A 20,850-nucleotide genomic window follows, 5' to 3' on the forward strand; every position below is an offset into this window, starting at 1 on the left:
AACTGTCAAATTCATCAGGTTAAATTACAAGGCGTTAGTGTACGTAAAAACAAAAGGCCGTTTCAAGCCTTTTAATATAAATACTTTCAAAAATGCCTAAGTGGTTAAAAATTATAATAAAAGTTTTAGCAGCTGTTGTGCTGCTGTTCCTGTTACTTTCTGTAGGGTTGTTTATTTATATTAACACCAACAAGGCTAAAGTACTTTCCTTAATAACTTCAACACTCAATAAGAACCTTGATGGTAAGCTAACTATAGGTGACATGGAAACTGCTTTTTTTAAGGGTTTCCCGGGCATATCGGTTTCATTAAAAAACGTACAGATGCAAGACAAGCACTGGGCCAAACACCGCCATACCTTGTTGCGGGCTAAAGATTTCGACGTATCAATTAACACGGCAGCTTTACTGCGTGGTGTAATACGCATCAGCAATATTGAAATTAGTAATGCCGCAATTGATTTGTATAAGGATAGTACGGGTTACAGCAATACCTCTATTTTTAAAAAGAAAGACAAAACACCTAAAAAAGAAGCCGATAATGGCGGTGGTAGTTCGGCAGAGTTTGGAAGAATTGTATTGAACAACGTAAGTTTTGCGGTTAACAACCAAAAGAATAATAAACTATTTCAGTTTAATATTAATAGGCTGGCGAGTAAAATGAATTACCCCGATTCGGGCTGGCATGCCGATCTGCAATTAAACGTAGTGGCTAAAAGTATGGCTTTTAATACCGATAAGGGTAGTTTTATAAAAAACAAAGTGCTGGCCGGACAAATGATAGCCGGGTATAACCAAGACAGCGGAAAAATCAGTATCGTCTCTAAAAACTTTACCATTGGTGAAGATCCTTTTATTATTAATGCCCTGTTTAATACCTCAGGCAAAGAAACCCTGTTTTCCATAAACGTAGTGGCCAATGAGATACTTTGGCGACGTGCTTCTGCGCTGGTGGCAGCTAATATTTCCAAAACGTTAAACAAGTTTAATATAGTTAAACCTATGGGCATAAATGCTACCATTGCAGGTAGCCTGGACGGTGGTGACCCATCTATTATTGTTAAAGGGAAGATCAGGAATAATACTTTAACTATACCGGGGGCAAGTATTGACAGCTGTAATTTCGACGCTGTTTTTACCAATAGTTTTATAAAGGATAAAGGCTTTGTAGATTCCAATTCGGCTATACGCTTGTTTAAGTTTACAGGCCGGTATAACCATTTGCCTTTTGTAATTGATACCGGCAGCATTATTAATTTAGAGAAACCTATAGCCACCGGTAACTTTAAATCGAACTTTCCACTGGTTAATTTAAACTATATGCTGGGCAGCGATATTGCCAAATTTAGTAATGGAAAGGCCAACGTAAACCTGCGTTATAAAGCCGATATTGTAGATTATAAGCTGAATAAACCGGTTATTGGCGGTACAATTAATTTCCGTAACGCCAGTTTTAAATACCTACCCCGTAACCTGTCGTTAAGCAATACTTCTATATCGCTCAATTTTGTAGGTAATGACTTGGTATTGAATAATATCCGTTTGCAAAGCGGTCGTAGTATTGTGATGATGGAGGGTAGGGTAAATAATTTTTTAAATTTGTATTACAGCGCTCCCGAAAAGATTTTGCTAACCTGGCAAATTAAAAGCCCCGAATTGAGGCTGGCCGAATTTTTAGGCTTTTTAAATGCGAGGCAGCAAGCCAAAACTTCTAATGCAACCCGTGCTAATAGCGGTAACGTGGTAGATCAGCTGAGCAATGTACTGGAAAAAGGCAATGCCGAAATGCACATGGAAGTAGCCAAAGTATATTATAAAAAGTTTTTAGCCACTAATGTACAGGCCGATCTGCTCACGTCTTCTGATGGTATAATTATTAAAAACATCGGCGTAAAACATGCCGGTGGTTCGCTGCAATTAAGCGGTAAGCTGTTGCAGGGTAAATCATTAAACAAATTCACGTTAAACACAACGGTAACTAATGTAGATATCCGTGAGTTCTTTTATTCGTTCGATGATTTTGGATTAAAGGGCATCAGGCATGAAAATTTGAAGGGCTATCTATCGGCCAAAACCAATATTAACGGGGGCATAACCGATCAGGGTAACTTAGTGCCCCGGTCTGTTAACGGTGTGGTGAATATCAGCTTGCGTAATGGTGCATTGTTAAATTATGATCCACTGATTAAGGTGGGTAAATTCGCCTTCCCTTTCCGTGACCTGAAGAATATCGAGATACCCAAGCTGGATGCAAGATTTGACCTGCGTGGAGATAAGATCATCATTAATCCTATGCAGCTAAATTCAAGTGTGTTGAATGCTGATATTGCCGGCGTTTACGGTTTAACTAAAGGAACCAATATTGCGTTCGATATTCCTTTAAGAAACCCCAAAAAAGATGAAGATATAACCGATAAGGAGGAGTTGAACAAGCGCAGATTTAAAGGCATTGTGTTGCACTTAGCTGCTAAAGATGATGAGAACGGCAAAATCAAAATAGGATGGAACAAAGATCGTAAATAAGTACGGTTAGTTTTGCATTGCTAAAAAGTCCGTTACAGTTTGCCCATTACCATTAAACGGCCCCAATGCCTGGATCTTTAAAGATGCCATAGCAGCGGCAAACTCACCAGCTTGTTGTATGCCAGCACCTTTATTGCGCTGATACAGGTAACCTGCCATGTAAGTGTCTCCACAACCGGTGGCATCCACAACCGCCGATGGCTTGTAAGCAGGTATGGTGTAAAAAATGCCTTCGGCATAAATTACAGAACCCATACCGCCCAGGGTTACTACCACTTCCTTTACACCCCAGCTGGCCAGTATTTGAGCGCCTTTATGTGTATCATTAGTGCCCGTAAGTACTTCCAATTCGTGATCGTTGGCTTTTAAAATATGTACGTAGCGCAGAGTTTCTCTTTTATTTGACCAGTCAACAGCACACACCTCATAGCCTTGTACCTTCCGCAGGTAACCTTGCACATCTAAAGAGATCTTGCCTTTGGTAGCTAAGTAACTAACCACATCGGGCGATATATCGTCTGCTAATAATGGACCTAAGTGAAAAACTTCCGCCTCCACATCATTTAATTGTTCTATAGTAAAAGCATCAGCTTTTTGTAACACCCGCTGGGTGCGATGATCCTGGTTATCGCTATAGATGTTTTCAAAATATACGGAGTGAGTGCTGATAAACGCTTTAACTGTTATGCCTTGATTGCGCAGTTCATCAGCTACCTGCATTTCGCTTTGAGCAAGTGAGGTAACCAAGCTATAACTTACGTTCATGTGGCGCAAGGCTTTAGAAAAGTAATACGATGTACCACCCGCCATGTGCACGGAGCCATTGCTGTTTACAACTTTATCTAATGTAATGTGGCCTATGCAGCAAATGTTATACATGGTTAATAGTAAAATTTAAAACCGCAAATATACTTTGTTAGGTAAGGTTTAAGGTAATGTAATTGTTATATGATTAAAGGAATTAATATCTTTAATGATCATATATAACGATGGCCAAAGCTAAAGATGTTAACGATGCTACCGGTGTAACCGCTCATATACAGAAGTTCGATCAGCCACTGGCCGAATTAGTTGAAAACACAAGGCAGGTGATATTAAGTACCGATCATCCTGCTATTGGTGAGCATATCAAATGGAACTCGCCCAGCTTTTTCTATACTGGCGCTATGCAGCCTTTCGATCCTAAAGAATACAAGCGCGATATTGTAGTAGTGAACATTAATCGTAAAAACCAGGTATTGCTCGTTTTTCCAACCGGTATAAAAGTAAAGGATGTTTCGCCCATACTGGAAGGCAATTATACCGATGGCCGCCGTATGGTAAGTATTAGTGATATAGATGATCTGAAAGCTAAAGCACAGCAATTGCAGCAGGTTATTTTAGAATGGCTTAAGCTTATTGATGGATAAATTTAATATTTTTCGCACAAAATTGCAGGGAGTTTGTTGATAATAAATAGTTACTAAAACTAATATATTATTTAACACGCAAAAGCAGATGAAAGCTAAAAATCACCTTATCGCTTTATTTATACTGTTAACATCAGTTTCTCTGTCGTACGGTAAAGCTGGTTCTTCAAACCACATCGTTGTCGCTCCTGCTGTTGCAGGTTGGTATTTTAGGGCCATTAGCGGGTATCCCGCAGCTATTACCTTTGAGTTGGTAGTGCTATTTAAGAACGGGGAATACTACGAAATAGGGGAAGATCCGCTCGAAACCATAAACTTAGCCACCGCAAAAAGTAAATATCCAAAAGCTTGGGGTACATGGAAAAAGCAGGGTGCCACGTTCTACTTAACTAACTACAAAAGCGAGTCGAATGATTATAAATTGGGCGAAGGTAATTGGTTTCCGGCCTACGCTTATACACCTGCTATTAAGTTAAAGCGAGTTTACGAGCGTGCCAGCGGAGGCGATTATGGAAACGGCACCAGCGCCCTCACTATAAGCAAAATTGCCTTTGTTGATGCCACTCGCTTCACCGAAGGAATGAATGCTGGTATATCCACCTCAAATGCTGCAGCAGGCAAGCGTACGAGTGCCAATGGTACGTATAAAATTACCGGTAATATGATCACATTAACTTATAACGATGGCAAAGTTGTTAAAAAGTCGTTTGCTTTAGGTGCGTCTGGTTCGCCGGCAAAGCCTACTAATACTATGATCTTTATCGGCGGGCAGCCTTATACTGATGAAGATTAGTAATTTCATCAGTTCTTGCCATTTTCTACACGCTTAACTTCGTCGCGACGATCTTTCTTAAAATCAAAGTTATAAAAGGCATGGGTTTGTGGCAGGTCTACGGTGAAGCTGTCGAGATAATCTATTTCAATGGTGATTTTACCGGTAAGCAAATCTATTAAATGTCCGCCACCTTGCTTATCGGCCGATAAAAAGTGAAAGTGGTAGCCGCTGATGTTTGGCCCTTCCATGTGTGCGGGTATGCGATACCCAACTAAATCGCCTTTAATCGTACTAAAGCCGAAAAAATGCTGAAGTGAGATCATGTCGGCCAGCGGTTGGTAAGGCTTATTTGCTACCGGCGGAAAGGCCCTTGTTTTAAGTGTGCCAAACTCACCGTTAATATGGATGGCATATATTCCGTTTTGTCTGGGTAAAACGCTATCCAGGTAGGAATATAGTTGCTCCTTACCCATAGCAACCGTTGCTTGAATTACTGTATCGGCTTTAAAGAAATTGACAACGGCAAACGGCGTAAGTTCGGTGTCTTTCACTTTGAAGGTTTTGCCGGAGCTTTGCGTTTGGTAGATCTGGTTATCCAAAATGAGTAACTCGCCGTCCAGCTTATCGGGGGCACCCAAGCCAAAATTGCCGTGCAGTTTTAATTTGCTATAGGTATAATAACCATCGTATAAACCACCAATAAATGCCCCTGCATGGCCGGCTGTAAACAACGTATTGCTTTTGGTAATTGGTAGCTTTTGTGCCTGTGCACTTAGGTAAAGTAATGTGGTTATTAATAACAGCGGTAAAATTTTGTGATGGTTCATAGGAAGGATTGGTTAAGCGAAATAAATATACATTATTATTCACTATGGCAACTGTATAGGTAACCTGTATATACTTTCCTTACAGGCATTGCCCTGCTATTTATATATTTGAAAAAATATATAAATTATGATAGCTCACCACGTTTTATTTTGGCTTAAAGCCGATACTACTGCCGAACAAAAAGAGGCATTTCGCGCCAGCCTGCAAACTTTAGAAGGTGTAGAAGTAGTAAAGAACCTTCACATTGGTACACCGGCCCCTATTGAGCGCGCGGTTGTTGATACTACTTACACGTTTAGCTTGATCGTGTTTTTCGACGATTTAGACGCGCATAACATTTACCAGGAACATCCGTTACACCTGGCTTTTTTAGAGGATTTCCGCATCTATTTTGAAAAAGTGATCATCTACGACGCTCAATAAATAATAACATATTCACCACATAGAACAGGCCTTTAATTAAATGTTAAAGGCCTGTTCTATGTTTGGCTTAAAACTATTTGGAGTATATACATCAACGGATATTATGCTTACCTTACCGTTATGAAAACATTACTGTTTTTGTTACTGGCTGCTATTGTGGCTGGTTGTGTGACCATTAGGAACGAGGATAAGCTGATGAGTGTAAAAAACATTGGGCAAACCTCGAGCCAATTAAAGTTGAACGGCTATTATTTTCATGCGGTTACGGTTATTAAAGCGCCTTATCATCGTAATGGATATGGCGGCTACAGTGAGGACACCACTAAAAAGCAGGAACAAATTAGGGTAATACCATTAGTTTTATATGCTGATGGCAGCACGCATGTTTATGGCTCGTTTTCGGGTCTGCAAGAGAATAGTTCATTTAATTACCGGGTGAAATGCAATTTGGAAGAGCTCAACACACTTCAAAACGCTTGCGAACATTTTGAATGCTATTTCACTGCTATGGGCAATGAAAAGGTTTATTTCTACAATAAAAAAGCCGAGATATTAGACCAAGGGATATTCAGGATACAAAACAACGAGATCGTGATTCAGTATTATTACGTTTCTATGGACGCTTACCAACTGGCCGAAGAGAGGGGGCGCGTGTTAAATGACAGCACCTTTGTAATTACTAAGATCATAGACCACGAAACTGGTAAAGAACAAGCCACAAATGAGGTGTACCAGTTTAAACGCTGGGACCAGCTGCCCAAAATGGACAGTTATATTTTAAAGAACCCTAAAAAGTTTAAATAGGCTATTCGCCGGCCAGTTCAATCCAAACCGGACCATGATCACTGGTTTTTTCCCAGCCCCGCACGTCGCGGTCAACCCCGGCGCTTTTAAGGCGGCCACTCACCTGCGGGCTCAGCAAGAAATGGTCAATACGCAAACCGGCATTACGGCCATACGCATTGCGAAAATAATCCCAAAACGTGTAAATGGTTTCCGTAGGATATAATGTTCTTATGGCATCCGTCCACCCCTGGTCAACTAAGTTTTTAAAAGCGGCTCTAACCTCCGGGCGAAACAGCGCGTCATCCACCCAACGCTCAGGCTTGTAAACATCCAGTTCGGTAGGCATTACATTAAAATCGCCTGTTAAAATTACCGGTACATCATAAGTAAGCAGTTGTGCGGCATGCGTTGTCAGCCTTTCAAACCATTGCAGTTTATACTCCAGTTTAGGACCAGGAGCTGGGTTGCCGTTGGGCAGGTAAAGGCAGCCAATTACAACACCGTTAATCAAGGCTTCTATATAGCGGCTTTGCGTATCTTCCTCATCGCCGGGTAGTCCGCGGCGTAGTTCCTTAATCTCAGTATCGCGGGCTAAAATGGCTACTCCGTTCCAGCTTTTTTGTCCATGCCAAATGGCATTGTACCCGGCATCGCGTATGGCCTGTTCCGGAAACTTTTCCTGCGGTGCTTTCAACTCCTGCAGGCAAACCACATCGGGCTGGGTTTCTTCCAGCCAGCGCAGTAGTACGGGTAAGCGTCCGTTTACGCCGTTTACATTATAGGTAGCTATTTTCATAGTTGTAAGATGATGGCAATTTTAGCAAATTACTCCATAGCAATGGAACGTTCTACATTTATCTGTTGCAAAAAATATTCATCGTATGGTACAACTAATAAAAGGAAGGTTTTGATGATTAGAAATTTAATTCCAGTGTGTTAGACCATTTTAATTACTTCATTTTCACCAGCGACACATCATCAACCAGGCAAAAAGCGTTTGCCGTGCCTTGTGCTAAAAAGCCTACTTCCACCTTACCTGCTTTAACAGGGACGTTGTTAATTTGAATAGTATGCCACGATAAGTTTTCGGCCGTTATATCGTATTTATGTTTCTTGCCATTGCTTTCGGCATACATGGTCAGTTTTGCAAATCCTTTACTGTTTTTTACTTTGGCTGATAGGGTATATATGCCATCTTCCAGTTTAACATAGGGCGAAGAGGAGATCACCTGATATACCTTCCTGCTAAATTTAACCTTGTCGCTAATGTTCAGGCTTTTTTCGCCAATAACGGTTTTGCGGTCGTTTTGAGTGTTAAAGTAATTTAATACCGGTGATGTAGTGCTGTCGAGACTGATAGCATTTCCCTCAGTTACTATTGTTGCCCAACCGGTTAGTTGGGTTTGTACTGGTTTAACCTGGCTTGGAATATGCCTGCGGTCGGCTTCGAAGCTGCCGTTCATTACAAAATTGTTATCACTGGCAACGGCCCATTTGCCGGTTTTAACATCCAGGTTCCATGATTCGAGCGAGTTAAAGTAAGGCATTTTACCATCGAACGAAATAGGGCACCACTGATTATAGCCTAACCCGTTACCAGCAAAGTTAGCCCATCGGTCGCCGCAATAAATTACAGTTTCCTGCTGACTGCCTTTTACCACGTAAAAAAAGCCTGTTTGTGACACATGCGCGAAATCGGTATCGGCGCCTTTCATCACCAGCATGTTATTTTCGGGCAGGTAAGGACCCCTAATATTATCGGCCACCAGGTAATACGCAAAAGAAGCATCCCAGCCGTAAATGTTGGAGGCGAACATATAATACCTGCCTTTATACTTGAACATGCAATTCCCTTCGCGGCTTTCACCCTTAAATACCTGGGTGCAGTCAAGTAGGTTCACCTTGCCATCTTTCACTCCAATTTCGGATACGTAGATTTTATTGCGGCCTTTTCCATACGAATAAATAAGGTATGATTTACCGGTATCTTCATCGGTAAACACAGTTTGATCGCCCGTATTGGTAGTACCAATCATCTGCTCCATGCTTATTTTTTGATGCCACTTAAATGGCCCGGCAGGTGAATCGGCCAGTGTAATGAGTACCTGGCTGCCATGCTGCACAAACATGGCATATTTATTCATCTCCTTAACATAAGCAACCCCCAGGCGGCCTACCCATGTTTTGCCGTTCTTATTTACACTATCTTTAGTCAATACGTCTCCGGTAAAGGCCCAGTTGACCAAATCAGTAGAAGTATAGCATGTTACCGACTCAAATGTAGAAGTAGGAAGGGTAACAGATGGGTTATTGCGGTAAGTATCGGCCTCGGCGTAATGCACACCGTACCAATAATATTTTTTCTCATTGGTTAGAGGATCATTAAACTGAAATATGCCGCCTCCCTGGCTGTAAATAGGTCGCCCGTCTTTTGTATTCCAAAATCGGTCATTTTTTATATTAGGCGTTTGGGCTCTGGCAATGGTAGTTATGCACAGCTGTAAGGAAAAAGTTAACAGTAACACAGCAATAGCCGGGCGGTAATTAATTAATTTCGTCATAATTGGTTTGTAGCCGCTATCAAATTAGGATTTAGCAGAGTCGGAATTTATTGCCAAATATAATGACGAATAGCGTTATATCTTTAATCAGGAACGAGTAGCTTAATAATTTATATAATGTTCGATAAAGGTACCGTCTGCATACAGGTCAATAAGGCCATAGCCCGGTGCTGTTTCGCGGCGGTTTCCGTTCCACCATGCACCACTCACAGCGCCATCACAAATGTAGGTAACATTGTTGTAAATAAGTTTTTCGCGCAGGTGAATATGACCGCTCAGGCATAGCTTCACATTGGGGTGCCTGTAAAACAGGGAAATGATCTTTGCCGTATCTGTATGCATGTCTCCGCCTAACATCACCCATTTGTTTATAATATTATCCTCAATGAGGTTTGTAGCAGTAAGTATAGGTATATGCGACATAACCAGCACCGGTATGTTTTGGTTGATGTGTTTCAACTCATTTTCCAGCCAGTCAAACTGTTCATTACCCAGTTTACCAATATACCAACTGCCATCAATATCCAGGTGCACACTATCCAGTATAATAAATTTCCATCCCTTTTGGGTAAAGCTGTAATAAGCCTTCTTCAACTTCAATTGTTCCAAAGCATATCGCTTTCCATATAACGCCATGTCCTTTTTGTCTTCCTGCCACCAAACATCATGATTGCCCAAACAATAACGTACAGGTAAACTGCATTCATTTTTCATTACCTCATGCACCAATTTCCATTGTTTATTTATGGTGCCAAGCTCTTCTTTGTTCATGTCGAAAACAATATCCCCGCCATTCAGTACAAGGTCAACTTTTGGAAGCTGATTCTGCAAATGGTGTAAACAACGCGCGAATTTAGCGGGTGCGCCAAATTCGTCTTTCAAATGAACATCAGTTATATGCACAACCCGCAATACCGCGACTTTATCGATCAGCAGATTTTCGTTTGTAATGGCAGGGAGCAACATAGCCCCGCCTAAATTTTTGATTACCGACCGTCTGTTCATCATGAAGGCAAAAATACGGTTGGAGTGTTAAGGAGGTGTTAATAGATATGGCTTGCTTGGCAGCATTTGAGATGGTATTCTATTCAACTTCGTTAATGTTTTTTACTTTTACGTTTGGCATAGTTTTAAAAATGTTTTGCATGTATTTTCTGTGATTTGCCCCAACAACAACAATTACTTTTTTAAATCCTGCCATTCTCGCTCTATTTACAACATTGTCACACATTACTTTATTTCTCATCATCCACCAATGTATTTTTGATAGCATTTCTTCTTTAGGGAACTTTTTCATGTCATACATCTCTTGCAAATAGAAATCTCCTGAAGCAGAAATGGCAGAGGCCTCATCTGTATTTAACCATTCTGTTACTTTTTTTGAAGATTTTTCGATACTTGCATATTTTTCAAAGCCGATATTTATTTTAACCAATTCCAATTTTAATTTTTTTCCGAAGGTAGAAGTGGTGTCTTTTTTTATTAAGTTAAATTTCGCATCGAATGCTGCCCATGATGCTCCCCAATTTAAATCATAATCTTGGCAATCCATAGAAAGCAATTCATGCATTCCCATTTCCTGCATCATCGGAAATACTATCGTGGCATATTCGGAGGTTTTCAGTCTCTTTATACTTCGCCCTGTGGTATCCAATTGAGGACTAAGTAATTTATTGACGTAACGCTCAAGTTCCGCATCAGGGGTTTGTTGAAGGTGATTAAATACTTGCCAAAATTGATAGTGTCCGTTTGCAACGTCTTGATTAAGATAGTAAGCATGAGCTAAATCAGTTTTTACCTGATAATTTTTGGGTTTTAAAAGAGATAGCTTTTTTAAACTGTCAATTGTTTTTGGCAGCAATTCATCTAATATATTTCTATTGCTCCTTAGCATATTTAGCCGCTTGGTATTGTCTTGTTTACACCAATAATCCATCACCAACCGTTCGTCTTCCTTACTCAAAAATTCACCAAAAAAAACATCGGGTTTAAATTTTCTGATCTTATGATATATGCCGGAATATTCCTGTGCAGGATATTTGCTATAGTTGTGGGAAACCCCTATCAGTATGATGTCAACTTGTTGCGCACTGGCGTTAAAGGAAACGAGAAAAATAAATAAAAAGAAATACTTCATGTTTTTGCCTTGTTATTTAGTTATAGCGTTTTCGAGCCCGATAATTTTAGCCTCATTATATCTAAGGCCGGAGGATGGTAAAAAATCGCCAGCGTCTTGCCTGCTCTTAAACATATAAAAAATAAAGTGTTTATGCAAAAAGCAACATAACATCCAAAAGCTAAATGATTTACTTCAACAAGCCGGAATACAAAAAAGATGAGCCGAAGGAAATTGAGCCGAAAGCTGCGTTTAAGATAACCCTAAGCAAGATCAATGACCACTAAAAGCATAAAGCCGCTCTACTTTCGTAAAGCGGCTTTGTAGCCCGTAGGGGAATCGAACCCCTGTTTCCAGAATGAAAATCTGGCGTCCTAACCCCTAGACGAACGGGCCTTATGCGGCTTAGTTATTAAGTGCATTAAAGAACGTGCAACAACGTAATAACCAATAAAGTAGCCCGTAGGGGAATCGAACCCCTGTTTCCAGAATGAAAATCTGGCGTCCTAACCCCTAGACGAACGGGCCGAGTATTAATCGGCAGTTATTATTTACAAATTAAGGCGTATAAGGCTTTAAATTATAAATACATTAATATTAATTGTATGAACGCTCCCTTATTTTGGGAATGCAAAGATAGGGGTTTATCTGAGAAACTAAAAAATTATTGAAGTAAAAAAACAACTTTGTTGCATATTGATATTTAACTAACAAACTTCAAAAACAAAAACAAATAATTGTTATTTTACATAAAGCATTGCCAGCACTTGAGTATGTTGCAAAAATCAATGTCAAAATCTACCATGAAAGCCTTATGGAATAACCAGGTAATTGCCGAAAGCGATCAGACTATTGTAATAGAAAACAATCATTATTTCCCTAAAGAAAGTGTTAAAACTGAGTACTTAAAACCTACAGATATACATACCACCTGTGCATGGAAGGGGGTAGCCTCTTATTACAGCCTGGTAGTGAATGGTAAAGAAAACCAGGATGCCGCCTGGTATTACCCCGATCCCAAACCTGCAGCCGCCGAAATTAAAGATTACGTTGCCTTTTGGAAAGGTGTAAAGGTAACCGAGTAATGAAGCTGTACGATGTTATTATCATAGGCTCTGGTCAGGCGGGTAGTCCGTTGGCGCGTAAAATGGCCAAAGCCGGAAAAAAAACAGCTATTATAGAAAAGCGTTGGGTAGGCGGTACCTGCGTAAACGATGGCTGTACACCTACTAAAACTATGGTGGCTTCGGCAAGGGCGGCTTATTTAGCAGGGCGTTGCAATAACCTGGGCGTAAAAATTGATGGCTATAGCATTGATATGCCGCAAATTAAAAAGCGGAAAGACGATATTGTAATGCATTCGCGCAGTGGCAATCAAAAAAGTTTGGAAGAAGATGAAAATATCGACCTGCTATTTGGCGAAGCTTCATTTACCGGTACTCTTACAATCCGGGTTAAACTGAATAATGGCGGTACCGAAGAGTTACAAGCCGATCAGATCTTTATTAACGCAGGTACGCAAACCATTATCCCCAACATTGAAGGGTTGAAGGATATCCACTATCTCACTTCTACCAGTATTTTAGAACTGGAAACAGTACCTGAACATATTTTGGTAATAGGCGGAAATTATATAGGGTTGGAGTTTAGCCAGATGTTCAGGCGCTTTGGTAGCCAGATTACGCTTTTAGAGCGTGGCGAGCGCATTATGAGCCATGAGGACGGAGATATAGCGTATGAACTAACCAATATACTGGAAGAAGAAAGCATTGCCATACATTGCAACGCTCATGCTACCAAATTTGAGAAAGACGGTAGTGGAAAAATACTGGTAACAGCTGATTTAAATGGCCGTACAGAAACTTTGGAATGTACCCATGTGCTGATAGCCACTGGCCGCGAACCGCAAAGCAAAGCCTTGAATTTAGGAGCTGCGGGTGTAGAGGTAAATGACAAAGGTCATATTAAGGTCGATAATAAACTGCAAACCAATGTGCCCGGAATTTATGCCTTAGGCGATATTAAAGGCGGACCAGCTTTTACTCACATTGCCTACAATGATTTTGTAGTGGTTTGGGGTAATTTATTAAAGGGTGAAAACCTGACTACAGACGGTCGACCAGTACCTTATTGTATGTTTACCGACCCGCAATTGGGCCGCATAGGCATCACCGAAGCCGAGGCTAAAGAAAAGGGGTTGAACTACAAAGTAGCCGTGTTGAAAATGGATAGTGTAGCCCGTGCCGTTGAAGTAGGTGAAACACGAGGTATGATGAAAGCTATTGTGGATGCCGATACCAAACAGATTTTGGGCGCAGCTATAATGGCCGAAGAAGGTGGTGAAATTATGTCGGTACTGCAAATGGCCATGATGGGTGGCATTACTTACGAACAGATACGCTATTGCGTGTTCGCGCACCCTACGTATTCCGAATCGTTAAATAATTTATTTATGAAGCTGGACGAGTAAGCCCCTCCCCAGCCCTCCCCGGGAGGGAGGGGGCATCAAAAGCTTCCTTGCCTAAGAAGAATGATTATTATAATTATATTTGAAAGAAACAGTACAAAAGTCCTCCCTCCCGGGAAGGATTTAGGAGGGGCTTCATGATCACGGTTCAAAATCTCAGTAAGCAATATGGCCAAACCAAGGCTGTTGATGATATTTCTTTTGAGGTGGCCGAAGGAGAGAACCTGATCTTGCTGGGTACCAGTGGCTGTGGTAAAACTACTACCTTGAAAATGATTAACCGGCTGATAGAGCCTACCAGCGGTAATATTTTCATTAACGGCGAGGATGTTACCCGCCAACCTGCCGAAATATTACGCCGTACTATTGGTTATGTGCTGCAAAACACCGGCTTGTTTCCGCATTACACCGTGGGTGAAAATATTGCCATTGTACCCAAACTGTTAAAGTGGGACGATAAACGCATAGCCAGTCGTACGCATGAATTGCTTGAAAAACTGCATTTATCCGCAGATTTCCTTAACAAATATCCAAATCAGTTAAGCGGTGGTCAGCAGCAACGCATTGGCCTGGCGCGTGCCCTCATGGCCGATGCTCCTATACTGCTGATGGACGAACCCTTTGGTGCGCTCGACAATATTACCCGTGCCAAAATACAGGATGAGTTTAAAGAGCTGGACGAGCTGCAACGCAAAACCATTGTGATGGTAACGCACGATGTGCAGGAAGCCTTTGAACTGGGCAACCGCATTTGCATTATGGATAAAGGCCGAATGGTACAAACTGGTACCCCGGCTGAGCTGCTATTTAAACCAGTCAATAATTTTGTTAAAGACTTTCTACAAGCCCAGCGCCTGCAACTGGAACTGAAGACAGTTACCTTGCAAGACATTTGGGAACTGCTGCCGCCCGCAACAGATATATCGGGAGCTGAGGTAAACATTCGCTCTACAGATAATATCTGGACGGCTATGGAACTGTTGAAAGCCAATAATCAACAAGTGTTAATTATTCCATCCCCGGCTAATGAGCCCAAAACAGTTACGTTTGAGCAGTTAATGACTGCTTATCATCAATATCAAACTACACTACCAGCATGAGCGAGCAGCAACAAACCTTGTGGCAGTTTATGCACGAGCAATCTGATAAACTGCTAACTCAAACGCTGGAACATATCGGGCTTACCTTTATTTCGCTGTTAATTGCAGTGGTTATTGGTTTACCGCTGGGTGTATTTATTGCCCGTAAAAAGCAGTTTTCGGGTGCGGTGCTGAGCATAGCGGGTGTATTGCAAACTATACCGAGTATTGCGCTGTTGGGTTTCATGATCCCGCTGTTGGGTATTGGTGCCAAACCTGCTATCGTGGCTTTGTTCTTATATGCCTTGCTACCCATAATCCGCAATACTTTTACGGGTATTACAGGGGTTGATGCGTCGGTTAAAGAAGCCGCCTTGGCTATGGGTATGAGTTTAAAGCAGGTGCTTTTTAAGGTGGAATTGCCTTTGGCTATGCCGGTTATTTTGGCGGGTATCCGCACCGCTACGGTTATTAACGTAGGTGTGGCTACGCTGGCATCTTACATTGCTGCCGGTGGTTTGGGCGAATTTATCTTTGGGGGTATATCGCTCAATAATACCAACATGATTTTGGCCGGAGCCATACCTGCGGCCTTGCTGGCTATACTGTTCGATTTTTTACTATCAATTGTGCAAAATATCAGCTTTAAAAAATTGAAGATCGGCTTATATGCTTTGCCAATAATCATACTGGTTTTAGCTTCTTTCTATCTCATTCCCGATGCGGCTTATGGCAGCAAACTTACAGCAGGTTTTACGCCCGAGTTTATGGGCAGGCAAGACGGTAACTTAGGCTTGCAGCAAAAGTATGGTTTAAAAATCCATACCATTGTAATCAATGATGCCGTAATGTACAATGCCGCATTTGAAAAGCAATTGGATGTCATCAGCGGCTACTCAACCGATGGTCGGCTCAAAGCATATAATTTGATGGTATTGGATGATGATAAAAAGATCTTCCCGCCCTATTATGCAGCACCTATTGTAAGGCAGGAATCGCTTAAAAAGTTTCCCGTACTCGAAAAAACGTTGAACCTGCTTTCGGGCCATATTAACGATTCGGTAATGACCGACCTGAATTACCGCACCGATTACCTGCACCAAACGCCCGAACGCGTAGCCAAGGATTTTTTAGTGGCGCAAGGCCTGTATAAACCCAGTCGTAACGGGAAAGATGGCATTGTGCGCATAGGTTCTAAAGTTTTTGGAGAGCAATATATTTTAGCCAGCATGTACAGTATGCTCATTGAAGGTAATACCAATTACGGCACTTCCACCAAAACTGGTTTAGGCGGCACCAAAATTTGCTTTGATGCGCTTACCAACAACCAAATAGATTTTTACCCCGAATATACAGGTACTGGTTTGCTGGTTTTACTGCAGCCAACACCCCAAAAAGTACAGGAAGTGGGGTTAGATAAGGAAAAGACCTACCAGTACGTGCAGCAGGAGTTTAAAAATAAATTTAACATACAATGGTTAAAACCAATTGGCTTTAATAATGCGTATGCTTTAATGATGCGAAAACAACAAGCGGATGACTTAGGCATCAAAACAATTTCGGACCTAAAACGCTTTTTGGATAGTAATTAATACCATGACTTTAGCCGCCTCTTACAAATTGGTGCGCCGGCGCACCGAAGATATTTGCAGCCACCTGCAAACCGAAGATTATGTGGTACAGCCCATGGGCGACGTAAGTCCGCCTAAGTGGCATATTGGCCATACCACCTGGTTTTTTGAAACCTTTATTTTGAAGCCCTATGTAATGGGCTACCAGGAATACGACCCTAATTATAATTATGTTTTTAACAGTTATTACGAAACCGTAGGCGCAAGGGTGATCCGTACCGATCGGGGTAATTTAAGTCGCCCAACCGTGCTGGATGTGTACCGTTACCGCGAGTATGTTGATAATGCCATTTTTGAATTTTTGCGCCACGAGCCATCGGCAGAAATTACGGAGCTATTTATACTGGGTTTAAACCACGAGGAACAGCATCAGGAACTATTGTATTACGATATTAAATACATTTTAGGGCATAACCCACTTTTCCCGGCTTACAATCCCGCTTATTCATCACCCAAAATTGAGGGTGCCCCCGGTTTTGTAAGCATGGCCGAAGGTATCTATGAAATAGGCCACCAGGGCAAAGATTTCTGTTTTGATAATGAACTGAACCGGCATAAAGTATATCTTAACGCTTATGAAATTAGCAGTAGTTTGGTTACTAATGCGGAGTACCTCGAATTTATGAACAGCGGCGGTTACCAGGATTTTCGTCATTGGCATGCCGAAGCCTGGGACTGGGTTAAAAAGAATGAAGTTACAGCGCCTTTATACTGGCACAATATAGATGGCCAATGGTTTGTATATACGTTTCGCGGATTGGAACCATTGCACCTGCACGATAGCGTTGGGCATGTAAGTTATTACGAGGCCTATGCTTACGCCTCCTGGAAAGGCATGCGCCTGCCTACCGAATTTGAGTGGGAAGCAGCCGCCACCCAATTTAACTGGGGCAAAAGCTGGGAGTGGACCGAGAGTGCCTACCTGCCTTATGCAGGGTTTAACAAAGCACCAGGCGCCATTGGCGAGTATAACGGCAAATTTATGGTCAATCAAAAGGTGCTTCGCGGTGCATCAGAGGCTACGTCCCCGGGGCATAGCCGTACTACCTACCGTAACTTTTTTCATCCTAACCTGCGCTGGCATTTTACGGGCATCCGTTTAGCCAGATAACTTTCTTCTACCAATACCTATGAAAAACTTTGAACATACCCTGGTAACCGATCAGCAAACCAACCAGCAAGACCTCAACCAACAATTTTTTGAGGACGTAATGGCCGGTTTAACAGCTTCTCCAAAATACCTGGAGGCTAAGTATTTTTATGATGCCGCCGGCGATGAACTGTTCCAGGAGATTATGAATGCACCCGAATATTATCCTACCAATTGCGAACTGGAAATATTTACTGAACAAACCGAAGCGTTAGCCCAGGCCATTATGGCCGATGGCAGTCCGTTCGATTTGATTGAATTGGGTGCTGGCGATGCCATGAAGTCGGCGCACTTGCTCCGCCATTTGCTGGATAAACAAATTACATTTACTTATGTGCCCATTGATATATCGGGGCATGTAATTAATTATCTGAATGAAACGTTGCCTCAAACCTTGCCCGGGCTTCAACTTACCGGCTTAACAGGCGACTATTTTGATATGCTGAAAGAGGCTGCCCAACTATCGGAAAGGCGTAAGGTGGTGCTCTTCCTGGGATCTAACATTGGTAATATGCCGGTGGCCGATGCCGAAGGCTTTTGTGAGGAGATGCGCAAACATTTATCTATTGGAGATAGCGTACTAATTGGGGTAGACCTGAAAAAGGATCCAAGAACGGTTTTAGCGGCTTATAATGACGCGCAAGGCTTTACCCGTCAGTTTAATTTGAATCTGCTTACTCGCATTAACCGCGAATTACAGGCTAATTTTAACCTCGACCAGTTTGAACATTATCCAACATACGACCCTGAAACCGGCGCCTGTAAAAGTTACCTCATTAGTTTATCAGATCAGCAAGTAAATTTTTGTGATGAAACCATCCTCTTTAAAAAGGATGAGTACATCTACATGGAGATCTCGCAGAAATATACCGTTGAGCAAACCAACCAAATGGCTGCCGATGCCGGTTTTAAACCGGTACATTACTTTATAGATAGTAAGAGCTGGTTTTTAGATTCGGTTTGGCTGGCGGTTTAATTATTCACTAACAAAGTTAATATACTTACATATTCAGTACTTTCAAGCATCTTAGTGGTACACTAAAGTTAGTTTTCATAATATATTTGGTTGTGCTTTAAAACATCTGTAAGCCACTTTAACGGCCTTCAAATACCTAATTGTATTTTGTACACATAAGCTGCATAATTTTTGCTTGCTTTGTGTACAATCAATTATAAAATGGAAAGCTTCTCGTTAAAAGATAAAGTAATATTAGTAACCGGCGGTACCGGGGTTTTGGGTGATGCCTTTGTTAAAGGTATAGCTGAAGCCGGTGGTATTGTGGGTATTTTAGGCCGTAATCAAAAGATTGCGCAGGAACGCGCAGATGCGGTTAACGCCCACGGCGGACAAGCGATTGCCCTGGTTACCGATGTAATGAACGAAACCGATTTGCTGGCCGCACGCACAAAAGTAATGGACACTTACGGCCGCATTGATGGCTTGGTAAATGGTGCAGGCGGCAATATGCCGGGCGGTATCCTTCAGCCCGATCAGGACCTGTTTACCATGAGCATGGAAGGTATGCGCCAGGTAATGGATCTCAACCTTTGGGGCACGCTGATACCAACACAGATTTTTGGTGAAGTAATGGCTAAAGGTGGTAAAGGTAGTATTGTAAACATATCGTCGATGGCATCGCAACAGGCGGTTACCAAGGTTTTAGGTTATAGTATGGCTAAGGCCGCTATTGATAATTATACCAAGTGGTTTGCCGTAGAAGCCGCAAACCGTTATGGTGATAAGCTGCGTATGAACGCCATTGCTCCCGGCTTTTTCCTAACCGAGCAAAACCGTACCCTGCTTACCCAACCCGATGGTGGGTACACCGAGCGCGGAAACCTGGTATTGCGCAATACGCCATTTAAACGTTTTGGCAAAGCCGAAGAACTCATTGGCGCGCTGGTTTGGCTTTTGAGCGATGCCTCCGCATTTGTAACCGGTACTGTGATCGCTGTTGACGGTGGATTTTCGGTATTTAGCGGGGTGTAATTAATCGTTCGTAATGACAAGAAAATAATCTACATTGTCAGAGGTTGTCGAAGACTTATCCACTTTGCTAATTCTTCGATAAGACTGACAGCTTTAGAATAAATGGCATTCTATAATAACGGACCAACACAACTTTCTTACAACCATACGCTTTAACTGTTGTTATTGCTTAACTTGCATCAGCAGATTATACATTATGGCTTTTGTTGATTATTATAAAGTTTTAGGGGTTGATAAAACAGCTACCGAAAAAGATATTAAGGCGGCTTACCGCAAACTTGCCCGCAAGTATCACCCCGATTTAAACCCGAACGATACCGGTGCCAATCAAAAATTTCAAGAGTTAAACGAAGCTAATGAAGTACTTACCGATGCCGATAAGCGGAAAAAGTATGATCAATATGGCGAAAACTGGCAGCATGGCGAAGCTTATGAACAACAGGCCCGCCAACAGCAGCAGCAAAGCCGTAACTATAGCGGCTACTCGGGCGGTGGGGCGCAGGGTGGTTACAATTATGAATCCACAGGCGGTGATGATGGCGACTTTTCTGATTTCTTTCAATCGATGTTTGGCAATGCTGGTGGCAAACAGCAAGCTAAGTACCGGGGGCAGGATTTAAATGCCGAACTAAAACTGAGCTTGCTTGATGCGGCCACTACACAAAAGCAAACGCTTACGGTAAATGGGCGTAACATCCGTATTACTATACCGGCTGGGGTAGAAAACGGCCAAACCATTAAAATTGCAGGCCATGGTAATCCCGGCGTAAACGGCGGACCGACAGGTGACCTTTATATTACCTTTTTAATAGCTGATGACCTCCGCTTTAAACGCCGTGGCAGCGATTTGCTGGCCACCGTTCCCCTTAATTTATACACGGCTATATTAGGTGGTGAAATTACGGCCGACACCCTAACCGGCCAGGTTAAAGTAAAAGTGAAACCCGAAACGCAAAGCGGTACTCAGGTAAAACTCAAAGGCAAAGGCTTCCCGGTATATAAAAATGAAGGCGAGTTTGGCGATCTGTATTTAACCTATAATGTGCAGCTGCCTACTAACTTAACCCCCGAACAAAATGCATTATTTGAAAAACTGGCTAAAAGTTGATGCTC

At 42.0% G+C, this 20,850-nt stretch carries 19 protein-coding genes and 2 tRNA genes; 13 read left to right on the plus strand and 8 right to left on the minus strand.

Features of this window, described 5'->3' with window-relative positions; translation table 11 throughout:
- The first annotated feature begins 92 nt into the window (after nt 1-92).
- Nucleotides 93-2,522, plus strand: coding sequence for an AsmA family protein (locus ACFQ3S_RS10480; RefSeq protein ID WP_377164086.1), 2,430 nt, complete (start codon nt 93-95; stop codon nt 2,520-2,522).
- A gap of 6 nt (nt 2,523-2,528) precedes the next feature.
- On the opposite strand, the gene ACFQ3S_RS10485 is transcribed toward ACFQ3S_RS10480, so the two are convergent.
- The gene (locus ACFQ3S_RS10485; protein ID WP_377164088.1) at nt 2,529-3,401 is read right to left on the minus strand and encodes a PfkB family carbohydrate kinase; all 873 of its coding nucleotides are present in this window, start codon (nt 3,399-3,401) and stop codon (nt 2,529-2,531) included.
- 110 nt (nt 3,402-3,511) lie between these two features.
- Here ACFQ3S_RS10485 and ACFQ3S_RS10490 point away from each other — a divergent pair, with 110 nt between their 5' ends.
- On the plus strand, nt 3,512-3,931 hold the full coding sequence (locus ACFQ3S_RS10490; protein ID WP_377164090.1) for a DUF1801 domain-containing protein: 420 nt from the start codon (nt 3,512-3,514) through the stop codon (nt 3,929-3,931).
- 88 nt (nt 3,932-4,019) lie between these two features.
- Nucleotides 4,020-4,724, plus strand: a complete 705-nt coding sequence (locus tag ACFQ3S_RS10495; protein ID WP_377164092.1) for a hypothetical protein — start codon at nt 4,020-4,022, stop codon at nt 4,722-4,724.
- 8 nt (nt 4,725-4,732) lie between these two features.
- Here ACFQ3S_RS10495 and budA read toward each other — a convergent pair whose 3' ends face one another.
- Nucleotides 4,733-5,533 (minus strand): acetolactate decarboxylase, encoded by an 801-nt coding sequence (gene budA, locus ACFQ3S_RS10500; protein ID WP_377164094.1) that lies wholly within the window; start codon nt 5,531-5,533, stop codon nt 4,733-4,735.
- 127 nt (nt 5,534-5,660) lie between these two features.
- Here budA and ACFQ3S_RS10505 point away from each other — a divergent pair, with 127 nt between their 5' ends.
- Entirely contained in the window at nt 5,661-5,957 is a 297-nt protein-coding gene (locus tag ACFQ3S_RS10505) for a Dabb family protein (protein ID WP_377164096.1), read from the plus strand.
- A gap of 120 nt (nt 5,958-6,077) precedes the next feature.
- Complete coding sequence (locus ACFQ3S_RS10510; RefSeq protein WP_377164098.1) at nt 6,078-6,761, plus strand: hypothetical protein; 684 nt, start codon at nt 6,078-6,080, stop codon at nt 6,759-6,761.
- A 1-nt stretch (nt 6,762) separates the two neighbouring features.
- On the opposite strand, the gene xth is transcribed toward ACFQ3S_RS10510, so the two are convergent.
- The 6 genes from xth to ACFQ3S_RS10540 form a co-directional block, all read right to left on the minus strand.
- Nucleotides 6,763-7,539: an exodeoxyribonuclease III gene (gene xth, locus ACFQ3S_RS10515; RefSeq protein ID WP_377164101.1), complete on the minus strand. Its 777-nt coding sequence runs from the start codon at nt 7,537-7,539 to the stop codon at nt 6,763-6,765.
- A 154-nt stretch (nt 7,540-7,693) separates the two neighbouring features.
- Complete coding sequence (locus ACFQ3S_RS10520; RefSeq protein ID WP_377164103.1) at nt 7,694-9,304, minus strand: family 43 glycosylhydrolase; 1,611 nt, start codon at nt 9,302-9,304, stop codon at nt 7,694-7,696.
- A 102-nt stretch (nt 9,305-9,406) separates the two neighbouring features.
- Nucleotides 9,407-10,312, minus strand: coding sequence for a metallophosphoesterase family protein (locus tag ACFQ3S_RS10525; protein WP_377164105.1), 906 nt, complete (start codon nt 10,310-10,312; stop codon nt 9,407-9,409).
- A gap of 76 nt (nt 10,313-10,388) precedes the next feature.
- Nucleotides 10,389-11,441 carry a DUF5694 domain-containing protein gene (locus tag ACFQ3S_RS10530; protein WP_377164108.1) on the minus strand — a complete coding sequence of 351 codons (1,053 nt, stop codon included), beginning with the start codon at nt 11,439-11,441 and terminating at the stop codon, nt 10,389-10,391.
- A 303-nt stretch (nt 11,442-11,744) separates the two neighbouring features.
- Nucleotides 11,745-11,816, minus strand: a tRNA-Glu gene (locus tag ACFQ3S_RS10535).
- A gap of 60 nt (nt 11,817-11,876) precedes the next feature.
- Nucleotides 11,877-11,948 (minus strand) — tRNA-Glu (locus tag ACFQ3S_RS10540).
- A 245-nt stretch (nt 11,949-12,193) separates the two neighbouring features.
- Between ACFQ3S_RS10540 and ACFQ3S_RS10545 the strand changes: the two genes are divergently transcribed.
- The 8 genes from ACFQ3S_RS10545 (at nt 12,194) to ACFQ3S_RS10580 (ending at nt 20,845) form a co-directional block, all read left to right on the plus strand.
- Nucleotides 12,194-12,505 (plus strand): DUF427 domain-containing protein, encoded by a 312-nt coding sequence (locus ACFQ3S_RS10545; protein ID WP_377164110.1) that lies wholly within the window; start codon nt 12,194-12,196, stop codon nt 12,503-12,505.
- A complete protein-coding gene (locus ACFQ3S_RS10550) occupies nt 12,505-13,890 on the plus strand; it encodes a mercuric reductase (protein ID WP_377164112.1) in 1,386 nt (461 codons plus the stop codon). Before ACFQ3S_RS10545 ends, ACFQ3S_RS10550 begins: the two co-directional genes overlap by 1 nt.
- A 134-nt stretch (nt 13,891-14,024) precedes the next feature.
- Nucleotides 14,025-14,987, plus strand: coding sequence for an ABC transporter ATP-binding protein (locus ACFQ3S_RS10555; RefSeq protein ID WP_377164114.1), 963 nt, complete (start codon nt 14,025-14,027; stop codon nt 14,985-14,987).
- The gene (locus ACFQ3S_RS10560) at nt 14,984-16,558 is read left to right on the plus strand and encodes an ABC transporter permease/substrate-binding protein (protein ID WP_377164116.1); all 1,575 of its coding nucleotides are present in this window, start codon (nt 14,984-14,986) and stop codon (nt 16,556-16,558) included. Before ACFQ3S_RS10555 ends, ACFQ3S_RS10560 begins: the two co-directional genes overlap by 4 nt.
- Nucleotides 16,559-16,562: 4 nt before the next feature.
- Nucleotides 16,563-17,708: an ergothioneine biosynthesis protein EgtB gene (egtB, locus tag ACFQ3S_RS10565; protein ID WP_377164119.1), complete on the plus strand. Its 1,146-nt coding sequence runs from the start codon at nt 16,563-16,565 to the stop codon at nt 17,706-17,708.
- 19 nt (nt 17,709-17,727) lie between these two features.
- The gene (gene egtD, locus ACFQ3S_RS10570) at nt 17,728-18,723 is read left to right on the plus strand and encodes an L-histidine N(alpha)-methyltransferase (RefSeq protein WP_377164121.1); all 996 of its coding nucleotides are present in this window, start codon (nt 17,728-17,730) and stop codon (nt 18,721-18,723) included.
- Between the two features lie 201 nt (nt 18,724-18,924).
- Nucleotides 18,925-19,737 carry an SDR family oxidoreductase gene (locus tag ACFQ3S_RS10575; RefSeq protein WP_377164123.1) on the plus strand — a complete coding sequence of 271 codons (813 nt, stop codon included), beginning with the start codon at nt 18,925-18,927 and terminating at the stop codon, nt 19,735-19,737.
- Nucleotides 19,738-19,933: 196 nt separating this feature from the next.
- Entirely contained in the window at nt 19,934-20,845 is a 912-nt protein-coding gene (locus ACFQ3S_RS10580) for a DnaJ C-terminal domain-containing protein (RefSeq protein ID WP_377164125.1), read from the plus strand.
- Nucleotides 20,846-20,850 lie beyond the last annotated feature (5 nt).

It is taken from the genome of Mucilaginibacter terrae (genome assembly GCF_042679325.1).
Taxonomy (GTDB): Bacteria; Bacteroidota; Bacteroidia; order Sphingobacteriales; family Sphingobacteriaceae; genus Mucilaginibacter; species Mucilaginibacter terrae.

Excerpts from the sequence above, each read along its gene's own strand:
- xth (WP_377164101.1), bottom strand. The coding sequence starts at position 7,539 with ATGAAAATAGCTACCTATAATGTAAACGGCGTAAACGGACGCTTACCC.
- ACFQ3S_RS10575 (WP_377164123.1), top strand. The coding sequence starts at position 18,925 with ATGGAAAGCTTCTCGTTAAAAGATAAAGTAATATTAGTAACCGGCGGT.
- ACFQ3S_RS10550 (WP_377164112.1), top strand. The coding sequence starts at position 12,505 with ATGAAGCTGTACGATGTTATTATCATAGGCTCTGGTCAGGCGGGTAGT.
- ACFQ3S_RS10530 (WP_377164108.1), bottom strand. The coding sequence starts at position 11,441 with ATGAAGTATTTCTTTTTATTTATTTTTCTCGTTTCCTTTAACGCCAGT.
- ACFQ3S_RS10510 (WP_377164098.1), top strand. The coding sequence starts at position 6,078 with ATGAAAACATTACTGTTTTTGTTACTGGCTGCTATTGTGGCTGGTTGT.
- ACFQ3S_RS10505 (WP_377164096.1), top strand. The coding sequence starts at position 5,661 with ATGATAGCTCACCACGTTTTATTTTGGCTTAAAGCCGATACTACTGCC.
- ACFQ3S_RS10545 (WP_377164110.1), top strand. The coding sequence starts at position 12,194 with ATGTTGCAAAAATCAATGTCAAAATCTACCATGAAAGCCTTATGGAAT.
- ACFQ3S_RS10490 (WP_377164090.1), top strand. The coding sequence starts at position 3,512 with ATGGCCAAAGCTAAAGATGTTAACGATGCTACCGGTGTAACCGCTCAT.
- egtB (WP_377164119.1), top strand. The coding sequence starts at position 16,563 with ATGACTTTAGCCGCCTCTTACAAATTGGTGCGCCGGCGCACCGAAGAT.
- budA (WP_377164094.1), bottom strand. The coding sequence starts at position 5,533 with ATGAACCATCACAAAATTTTACCGCTGTTATTAATAACCACATTACTT.
- ACFQ3S_RS10555 (WP_377164114.1), top strand. The coding sequence starts at position 14,025 with ATGATCACGGTTCAAAATCTCAGTAAGCAATATGGCCAAACCAAGGCT.
- ACFQ3S_RS10495 (WP_377164092.1), top strand. The coding sequence starts at position 4,020 with ATGAAAGCTAAAAATCACCTTATCGCTTTATTTATACTGTTAACATCA.
- ACFQ3S_RS10520 (WP_377164103.1), bottom strand. The coding sequence starts at position 9,304 with ATGACGAAATTAATTAATTACCGCCCGGCTATTGCTGTGTTACTGTTA.
- ACFQ3S_RS10480 (WP_377164086.1), top strand. The coding sequence starts at position 93 with ATGCCTAAGTGGTTAAAAATTATAATAAAAGTTTTAGCAGCTGTTGTG.
- ACFQ3S_RS10560 (WP_377164116.1), top strand. The coding sequence starts at position 14,984 with ATGAGCGAGCAGCAACAAACCTTGTGGCAGTTTATGCACGAGCAATCT.
- ACFQ3S_RS10580 (WP_377164125.1), top strand. The coding sequence starts at position 19,934 with ATGGCTTTTGTTGATTATTATAAAGTTTTAGGGGTTGATAAAACAGCT.
- egtD (WP_377164121.1), top strand. The coding sequence starts at position 17,728 with ATGAAAAACTTTGAACATACCCTGGTAACCGATCAGCAAACCAACCAG.
- ACFQ3S_RS10485 (WP_377164088.1), bottom strand. The coding sequence starts at position 3,401 with ATGTATAACATTTGCTGCATAGGCCACATTACATTAGATAAAGTTGTA.
- ACFQ3S_RS10525 (WP_377164105.1), bottom strand. The coding sequence starts at position 10,312 with ATGATGAACAGACGGTCGGTAATCAAAAATTTAGGCGGGGCTATGTTG.